The organism is Kitasatospora sp. NPDC093558 (assembly GCF_040683475.1).
Lineage (GTDB): Bacteria > Actinomycetota > Actinomycetes > Streptomycetales > Streptomycetaceae > Kitasatospora.
In genome coordinates this window covers 1-8,233 of the sequence record NZ_JBFBDY010000285.1, presented here as the reverse complement: position 1 = coordinate 8,233, position 8,233 = coordinate 1, and the positions used below count along the sequence as shown (strand labels likewise).

Here is an 8,233-nt window from a genome sequence, read left to right as displayed (position 1 = left end):
CTCGGGTGAGCCGGCCGACGGTCACGCGAACGCTCAGGCGTTGGCGAGGATGTAGTCGACGGCGTCGCCGACCGACTTCAGGTTCTTGACCTCGTCGTCCGGGATCTTGACGTCGAAGCGCTCCTCGGCGGCCACGACGACCTCGACCATGGACAGCGAGTCGACGTCCAGGTCATCGGTGAAGGACTTGTCGAGCTGGACGTCCTCGGTCGGGATGCCGGCGATCTCGTTGACGATCTCGGCGAGACCTTCCAGGACCTCGTCCTTGGTAGCCATACTGGCTGCTCCTCTTCGGTGTTGAACGCGCCCGACCGGCGGCCGGACGCAGGCTTGCGGATGAGTGGGGCGAAACGCGCCTAGGGGAGCGTAACGACTGCCGCGGCGTACACGAGACCCGCCCCGAACCCGATGATCAACGCGAGGTCGCCGCTGCGGGCCTCGCCACTCTCCAGCATGCGTTCCATCGCCAGCGGGATGGAGGCCGCGGAGGTGTTCCCGGTCTCGGCGATGTCGCGGGCGACCGGCACCGAGTCGGGCAGCTTGAGGGCCTTGATCATGGCATCGGTGATGCGCATGTTGGCCTGGTGCGGGATGAAGGCGCCGAGCTGGTCGGCGGTGATCCCGGCGGCGTCCAGCGCCTGCTGGGCCACCTTGGCCATCTCCCAGACGGCCCAGCGGAACACCGTCTGGCCCTCCATGCGCAGGGCCGGCCACTTCATCTCCTCGCCCGCGCCGTTGACGGCGTCGGACTTGGCGAACGCGGTGTCCCAGGCCTGGGTCTGCGAGATGACGTCCTTCTGCGAGCCGTCCGAGCCCCAGATCACCTTGCCGATGCCGGGGGTGTCGGAGGGGCCGACGATCGCGGCGCCGGCGCCGTCGCCGAAGATGAACGCGGTCGAGCGGTCCGACTGGTCGGTCAGGTCGCTCAGCCGCTCGACGCCGATCACCAGCACGTACTCGGCGCTGCCGCCGCGGATCATGCCGTCGGCCAGGCTCAGGCCGTAGCCGAAGCCGGCGCAGGCGGCCGAGATGTCGAAGGCCGGTGCCTTGCCGCAGCTCAGGCGCTCGGCGATCTCGGTGGCGATCGCGGGGGTCTGCTTGAGGTGCGAGACGGTCGCGACGATGACGCCGCCGATCTGCTCGGGGGCGATCCCGGACTGGGCGATCGCCTTGCCGGCGGCCTGCACCGACATCTCGGCGACGCTCTCCTCCGGGCCCGCCCAGCGGCGCTCGGCGATGCCGCTGCGGGTGCGGATCCACTCGTCCGAGGACTCGATCCACTCCAGCACCTCGGCGTTCGGGATCACGCGGACGGGGCGGTAACCGCCCACGCCGAGGATCCGCGAGTACTGGGCCCCGGTCGACGGACGAATCTGCGGCTTGGTCATGCCTGGCTCTCCTGGTCCTTACCGCCGTGTTCCGCGATCAGCTCACGGGCCTTGTCGAGGTCGGCGGGGGTCTTGAGGGCGAGCGTCGCCACACCCTTGAGGTTGCGCTTGACCAGCCCGGTGAGCGTGCCCGCGGGGGCCAGCTCGATCACGGCGGTCGCGCCCAGCTCGGTCAGCGTCTCCATGCAGAGGTCCCAGCGGACCGGGTTGGAGACCTGGGAGACCAGGCGGTCCAGCACCTCGGTGCCGGAGGTGACCACCGCGCCGTCCCGGTTGGAGACGTAGCGCAGCTGCGGGCCGGACACGGTCAGGGTCGGGGCCAGCTTCGCCAGCCGCTCGACGCCCGGGGCCATGTGCTCGGTGTGGAAGGCGCCCGCCACCTTCAGCGGGATCAGCCGGGCGCCGGTCGGCGGGTCCGCCTTCAGCGCCTCCAGCTGGGCGAGCGTGCCGGCGGCGACGATCTGGCCGCCGCCGTTGTTGTTGGCCGGGGTCAGGCCGTGCTCGGCCAGCTTGGCCGCGACGGCCTCCGGGTCGCCGCCGAGGACGGCGGTCATGCCGGTCTCGGTGACGGCGGCGGCCTCGGCCATCGCGCGGCTGCGCTCCCGGACGAACGTCAGCGCGTCGTGCGCGCCGAGCACCCCGGCGAGGGCGGCGGCGGTGATCTCGCCGACGCTGTGGCCGGCCACGGCACCGACCACGGCGCGGCCGGCGGCCTCGTCGGGGAAGAGCGCGCGGGCGGTGACCAGGCCGGCGGCGACCAGCAGCGGCTGGGCGACGGCGGTGTCCTTGATCTCCTCGGCGGAGGCTTCGGTACCGGCGTGGAGGAGGTCCAGTCCGGCGACGTCCGACCAGCCGCTCAGGCGGTCGGCGACACCGTCGACCTCCAGCCAGGGGCTGAGGAAACCGGGGGTCTGGGCACCCTGTCCAGGGGCGACGATTACGAGCACGGTTCAACCCTCTCTCGCCGGGCGCCCGGGGGCGGGTAGGCGACGGTAACGAAGAAAACCATCCGGGATTGTAAGTTCCCTACATCCTGGTCAGCCCTGCTCGCCGACGGCGGTGAGTCGGCCGAGGGCCAGGGCGATCCGCAGGGTGAACGCCGAACGAACGTCGGAGGGCGCGTAGCCCGTGACGTCGGTCACACGTCGGAGCCGGTAGCGCACCGTGTTCGGGTGGACGAAGAGCATCCGGGCCGCGCCCTCCAGGGAGGAGGCCTGTTCCAGGTAGACGCTCAGCGTCTCCAGCAGCGCCGACCCGGCCTCGTCGAGCGGTGTGTAGATCTCCTCCACCAGCTGGCGGCGGGCCGCCTCGTCGCCGGCGAGCGCGCGTTCGGGCAGCAGGTCGTCGGCCAGCACCGGGCGGGGGGCGTCCGGCCAGGCGGCGCAGGCCCGCAGGCCGGCCGCGGCGGCGTGGGCCGAGCGGGTGGCCGAGAGCAGGTCGGGAACGGTCGGGCCGACCACCACCGGGCCCGGCGCGAACTGGCCGATCAGCGCCCTGGCCGCGTGCACCGGCTCCTTGTCGCCGCCGACCACGACCACCAGGCGCTTGCCCAGGACGCCGGTCAGCACGTTCAGCTTGGCGTACCTGGCGGCCCGGCGGATCGCCTCGACGACGAGTTCGCTGTCGCCGTCCGGGGCGCTGCCCATCACCACCCGGACCTGGCTCGGCTGGCCCCAGCCGAGCGCCGCGGCCCGCGAGAGCACTCCCTCGTCCGCGTCACCGGAGAGCAGCGAGTTGACGACCAGCGCCTCCAGCCGGGCGTCCCAGGCGCCGCGCGCCTCGGCGGCCTGGGCGTAGACCTGGGCGGTGGCGAAGGCGATCTCCCGGGCGTAGACCAGCACGGACTCGCGCATGTCGTCCTCGTCGCCGGGGGCGGCCACCTCCTCGATGGCCTCCTCCATCACCTCGATCGTGGTGCGGATCAGCTCGACGGTCTGGCGCAGCGTGATCGCCCTGGTCAGCTCGCGCGGGGCGGTGCCGAAGACGTCGGTGGAGATCGCCTGGGCGGCCTCCGGCTGGCGGTACCACTCGGTGAAGGCGGCGATGCCGGCCTGGGCGACCAGGCCGATCCAGGAGCGGTGCTCCGGCGGCATCCGCCGGTACCAGCCGAGCTGGTCGTCCATGCGCGCGATCGCGGCGCTGGCCAGCTTGCCCGAGGACTTCTCCAGCCGCTTGAGTGTCGCGGCCCGGCGTTCGGCGCGCTCGGCGGCGTTTTTGCGCTCCTGCGGGGTCAGGCGCGGCGCGGCGCGGCCGGGGCGGTGGCGGCCCGGCGCGGGCGCGGCGTTCTCGGTGGGGTCGCTGGTGGCGTCTGAGGAAGCGGCTGGCACAAGGACAAGACTGCCTCACGCGAGTGACTGCTCGTGCACACCCCCCGGCGCAGCGCCCCGGCGGCAGCGGTCGCACGGGCTACGGTGGGGCCGTGACCGACGCCCCCGACCGCCCCCGCGCGGACCACCGCCGCACCGCCGAGCGCTACCTCTCCACCCCGGCCGAGGGCGTCGAGACCAGGCACGCGTTCTCCTTCTCGGGGCACTACGACCCGAAGAACACGCACTTCGGCGCGCTGCTCGCGTGCAACGAGGAACTCCTCGCCCCCGGGGCCGGGTTCGACGAGCACAAGCACCGGGACACCGAGATCCTCACGTGGGTCGTGGAGGGCGCGCTGGCCCATCGGGACTCGTACGGACACAGCGGCGTGGTGCGCCCGGGGATGGTGCAGCACCTGAGCGCGGGCTCGGGCGTGACGCACACCGAGCGCAACGTGGGCGGCGCCGAGGGCCCGGTCCGGTTCGTCCAGATGTGGCTCCAGCCGGACGTGTTCGACGCGCCCCCGGCCTACGGGCTGCGCAGGGTGGAACCGGCCGGGAACGGGTTGACGCTGCTGGCCTCCGGGCTGGAGCGGGACGCCGGGGCGGACGTCCTGCGGCTGCGCCGCAGCGACGCGGCGCTCTGGCTGGCGACCGCGGGGCCCTGGCAGCCGCTGCCCCAACTGCCCGCGGCGGCTTGGCGGTACGCGCACCTGACGGCCGGCGCGCTGGGCTACCGGACGGTGCCGGGCCCGAAGGGCGAGGGGCGTTCGATGGCGCCGGGGGACAGCGTGCGGATCACCGGTGACGCGTTCGCCGACCCGTCGGCCGGTGAGACCGGCGCGGAACTCCTGCTGTGGGAGATGCACTCGCCGGTCTCGTACGGCTGACTCAGGCGGGCAGTCCGGGGAGTTCGGCCAGCACCGCGTCGGACAGCTGCGGCCACACCTCGGCCGCCCACGGGCCGAAGTCCCGGTCGGTGAGCGCGATGCAGGCGACCCCGGCCGCCGGGTCGACCCACAGGAAGGTGCCGGACTGGCCGAAGTGGCCGAAGGTCTCCGGGGAGTTGGCGGTGCCCGTCCAGTGCGGCGCCTTGCCGTCGCGGATCTCGAAGCCGAGGCCCCAGTCGTTCGGGCGGCGGTGGCCGTAGCCGGGGAGCACGCCGCTGGTGCCGGGGAAGGCGACCTCGCGGGTGGCCCGGCGGACGGTGGACGGGTCGAGCAGCTTGGGGGACTGCAGCTCGGCGGCGAAGCGGGTCAGGTCGGCGAGGGTGGACAGGCCGCCCGCGCCGGCCGGGGACTTGTGGGCGGTGTTGATCAGGGTGTCGTGCATGCCCAGCGGCTCGAACACGGCCTCGGCGGCGTAGCGGGAGAACTCGATCCCGGCGGCCGCGGCGAGGGTGTGGGCCAGCGCGTCGAAGCCGGCGTTGGAGTAGAGGCGGCGGTTGCCCGGCTCGGCGAACACCCGGTCCTCGTCGAAGCCGAGGCCCGAGGTGTGGGCGAGCAGGTGGCGCACGGTCGAACCGGGCGGGCCGGCCGGGTCGTCGAGCTCGAAGACGCCCTCCTCCAGCGCGACCAGCGCGGCGTAGGAGGTGAGCAGCTTGGTCACCGACGCCAGCGGGAAGAGGTGCTGCTGCGGCCCGTGCGCGCCCAGCACCGCTCCGTCCGCGCCCCGGACCACCGCGGCGGCGGCGTGGGGGACGGGCCAGTTCTCGATCATCCGCAAGCTCTCCATGCGCCCGACTCTAACGGGGACGGAAAGCGGGTGGCGGGAGCACCCGGATGTGCGGCTTGCTTGGAGTGCACTCCAACTATGTAGCGTCGTAGCCATCACAGCACAGGGGGAACCGAACATGGCCACACTCGCGCCCGTCGAGGTCGATCTGCGGAGCTGTTCCGAGGTGTACGGCCGGCCGTTCGGCGATCCGGACCGGACTCCGCGGCACACCATCAGCGAGGTCTCCGCGGCCAGCGGGCTGACCACGCACACCCTGCGCTGGTACGAGCGGATCGGCCTGCTCGACCCGGTCGACCGCGCGGTCGGGGGCCAGCGCCGCTACTGCGACGCGGACCTGCACCGGCTGGCCTTCCTCGGCCGGCTGCGGCTGACCGGCATGTCGGTGGCGGACATGCTCAGGTACGTCGACATGGCCCGCGAGGGCGAGCGGACGTACGGGGCGCGGCGGCAGTTGCTGGAGGCCCAGCGCGAGGAGGTCCGGCAGCGGATCGCCGACCTCCAGGCCACCCTCGCCGTCCTCGACTACAAGATCGATCTCTACGCCGGGAAGATCGCCGACGCCACCGGCGCACCCGTCAAGTGCCAGTCCTACCGAGCAGAGGAAGAGCAGCGCGCATGACTCACCCCGCACTCCCCACCGCCCGGCTCGGCGCCGAGGGCCCGCTCGTCGGTGTCCAGGGCCTCGGCTGCATGGGCATGAGCGAGTTCTACGGCCCGACCGACACGACCGAGTCGCTGGCCACCCTCGACGCCGCCCTGGCGGCCGGCGTCACCCTGTTCGACACGGCCGACATGTACGGCTCCGGCCACAACGAGGAGCTGATCGGCCCGTTCGTCCGCGCCAACCGCGACCGGGTGGTGCTCGCCACCAAGTTCGCCATCGAGCGCAGGGCCGAGGACCCGGGCCACCGCGGCATCCGCAACGACCCGGCGTACATCCGCTCCGCCGTCGACGCGTCGCTGCGCCGGCTGGGCGTGGACGTCATCGACGTCTACTACATGCACCGCCGCGACGCGGCCGTGCCGCTGGCCGAGTCCGTCGGCGCCATGGCCGAGCTGGTGCGGGCCGGCAAGGTGCGCCACCTCGGGCTCTCCGAGGTGACCGGGGCCGAGCTGCGCGAGGCGCACGCCGTGCACCCGATCGCCGCCGTGCAGTCCGAGTGGTCGGTGTTCGCCCGTGACGTCGAGCGTTCGGTGGTGCCGGCCGCGGCCGATCTGGGCGTCGCGTTCGTGCCGTACTCGCCGCTCGGCCGGGGCTTCCTGACCGGCTCGTTCCAGAGCGCCGAGCAGCTCGCGGCGGACGACGTCCGGCGCACCCAGCCGCGCTTCACCGGCGACAACGCGGCGGCCAACGGCGGGCTGCTGGAGCCGCTGCGGCGGATCGCGACGGCCCGCGGGGTGACCCTCGCGCAGGTCGCGCTGGCCTGGGTGCACCAGCGGGCGCAGGTGCACGGGCTCACCGTCGTGCCGATCCCGGGCACCCGCAAGCGCAGCCGGCTCGCGGAGAACACCGCTGCCGCGACGCTGGAGCTGACGGGGGAGGAGCTGGCGCTGCTGGAGCCGGTGGCCGGCGAGGTGGCCGGGGACCGCTACCCGAGCATGGCGTTCACGCAGGTCGGGCGCGAGTAACGCCCCCCGGGGCCGGGCCTGTTGAGCCCGGGGAGTCTTTTCGGCTCCCCGGGCCGCCCGCATGCGGGGCGTCAACTCGCCATGCTCGAACGGGATTTCGTATCGAACGGGCAATCTCCGGGTAAAACCTGACAACGGCCGTCAGGATTGCTGCGATTCTGGCGCCATGAAGGCCGACCGGCTGCTCTCGATCCTCCTGCTGCTGCAGACCCGCGGCCGGATGCCCGCCACCGAACTGGCGGAGCACCTGGAGGTGTCCGTCCGCACCATCTACCGCGACGTGGAGTCGCTCGCCGCGGCCGGCGTCCCGGTGGTCACCGAGCGCGGCCGGCACGGCGGCATCGGCCTGCTGCCCGGCGGCCGCACCGACGTCGGCGGCCTGACCGCGGACGAGGCCCGCGCCCTGCTCGCGCTCTCCGCGCGGGGCGCGCACGGCGAACTCGCGCTGGACGGCGCGCTCGGCTCGGCGCTGCGCAAGGTGACGGCGGCGGCGCCGGACCCGGAGCGCCCGGCCGTCGAGCGCGGCGGCGAGCGGGTCCTGGTCGACCCGCCGCGCTGGCTGCCGAGCGGGGCCGGGGCCGCCGCCGGGCCGGACCTGGGGGAGCTGCAGTACGCGGTCTTCGCCGGCCGGCGGCTGCGGCTGCGCTACCGGCACGGCGGCACGCCGGTGCCGGTCGAGTACACCGTCGACCCGTACGGGCTGGTGAGCCGGGCCGCGCTCTGGTACCTGGTGGCCGACCTGAACGGCGAGCCCCGGCTGTTCCGGGCCGACCGGGTGCTGGCCGCCGGGGCGGCCGAGGAGCCGGTGCGCCGCCGGCCCGGAGTGGGGCTCGGCGACGTGTGGGCGGTGCTGCGCGAGCACGTGGAGCGGCGGCCGAAGGAGCTGCCGGTCCGGGTGCGGGTGCGGCGCGGGCGGCTGGACACGTTCGTGCGCGTCCACGGCGGCCGGGTCACCGCGCAGCCGCCGGAGGCGGGCGGCGGGCCGGCCGAGGAGTGGGTCGAGCTGGCGATGGCCTTCCCCACTCCGGCCGCCGTCCGCGCGCTGCTCGCCTTCGGCCCGGACGCCGAGGTGCTGTCCCCGCCCGCCGCCCGCCGGGAGCTGGCCCGGGCGGCGGCGGAGGCGCTGCGCCTCTACCAGGATGAGCGGTAGGGATCAGGAGCCGGACTGCGGCC

At 73.9% G+C, this 8,233-nt stretch carries 9 protein-coding genes; 4 read left to right on the top strand and 5 right to left on the bottom strand.

Annotated elements, in window-relative coordinates; genetic code table 11:
* Nucleotides 1–33: 33 nt before the first annotated feature.
* The 4 genes from AB0O00_RS23625 to AB0O00_RS23610 all read right to left on the bottom strand — a co-directional run bounded on the left by AB0O00_RS23625 (nt 34) and on the right by AB0O00_RS23610 (nt 3,622).
* Complete coding sequence (locus AB0O00_RS23625; protein WP_363654850.1) at nt 34–276, bottom strand: acyl carrier protein; 243 nt, start codon at nt 274–276, stop codon at nt 34–36.
* Between the two features lie 80 nt (nt 277–356).
* Nucleotides 357–1,388 carry a beta-ketoacyl-ACP synthase III gene (locus AB0O00_RS23620; RefSeq protein WP_363654848.1) on the bottom strand — a complete coding sequence of 344 codons (1,032 nt, stop codon included), beginning with the start codon at nt 1,386–1,388 and terminating at the stop codon, nt 357–359.
* Nucleotides 1,385–2,335 carry an ACP S-malonyltransferase gene (locus AB0O00_RS23615; protein WP_363654846.1) on the bottom strand — a complete coding sequence of 317 codons (951 nt, stop codon included), beginning with the start codon at nt 2,333–2,335 and terminating at the stop codon, nt 1,385–1,387. Before AB0O00_RS23615 ends, AB0O00_RS23620 begins: the two co-directional genes overlap by 4 nt.
* Nucleotides 2,336–2,425: 90 nt before the next feature.
* Nucleotides 2,426–3,622 (bottom strand): helix-turn-helix domain-containing protein, encoded by a 1,197-nt coding sequence (locus tag AB0O00_RS23610; protein ID WP_363654851.1) that lies wholly within the window; start codon nt 3,620–3,622, stop codon nt 2,426–2,428.
* 185 nt (nt 3,623–3,807) lie between these two features.
* On the opposite strand from AB0O00_RS23610, the gene AB0O00_RS23605 reads away from it, so the two are divergent.
* Nucleotides 3,808–4,584 (top strand): pirin family protein, encoded by a 777-nt coding sequence (locus AB0O00_RS23605; RefSeq protein WP_363654844.1) that lies wholly within the window; start codon nt 3,808–3,810, stop codon nt 4,582–4,584.
* A 1-nt stretch (nt 4,585) separates the two neighbouring features.
* Here AB0O00_RS23605 and AB0O00_RS23600 read toward each other — a convergent pair whose 3' ends face one another.
* A complete protein-coding gene (locus AB0O00_RS23600) occupies nt 4,586–5,428 on the bottom strand; it encodes a serine hydrolase domain-containing protein (protein ID WP_363654843.1) in 843 nt (280 codons plus the stop codon).
* Nucleotides 5,429–5,546: 118 nt separating this feature from the next.
* Here AB0O00_RS23600 and AB0O00_RS23595 point away from each other — a divergent pair, with 118 nt between their 5' ends.
* The 3 genes from AB0O00_RS23595 (at nt 5,547) to AB0O00_RS23585 (ending at nt 8,210) form a co-directional block, all read left to right on the top strand.
* Nucleotides 5,547–6,050 carry a MerR family transcriptional regulator gene (locus tag AB0O00_RS23595; RefSeq protein ID WP_363654841.1) on the top strand — a complete coding sequence of 168 codons (504 nt, stop codon included), beginning with the start codon at nt 5,547–5,549 and terminating at the stop codon, nt 6,048–6,050.
* Nucleotides 6,047–7,060 (top strand): aldo/keto reductase, encoded by a 1,014-nt coding sequence (locus AB0O00_RS23590; protein WP_363654839.1) that lies wholly within the window; start codon nt 6,047–6,049, stop codon nt 7,058–7,060. Before AB0O00_RS23595 ends, AB0O00_RS23590 begins: the two co-directional genes overlap by 4 nt.
* Nucleotides 7,061–7,226: 166 nt before the next feature.
* A complete protein-coding gene (locus AB0O00_RS23585; protein WP_363654837.1) occupies nt 7,227–8,210 on the top strand; it encodes a WYL domain-containing protein in 984 nt (327 codons plus the stop codon).
* Nucleotides 8,211–8,233: the final 23 nt, after the last annotated feature.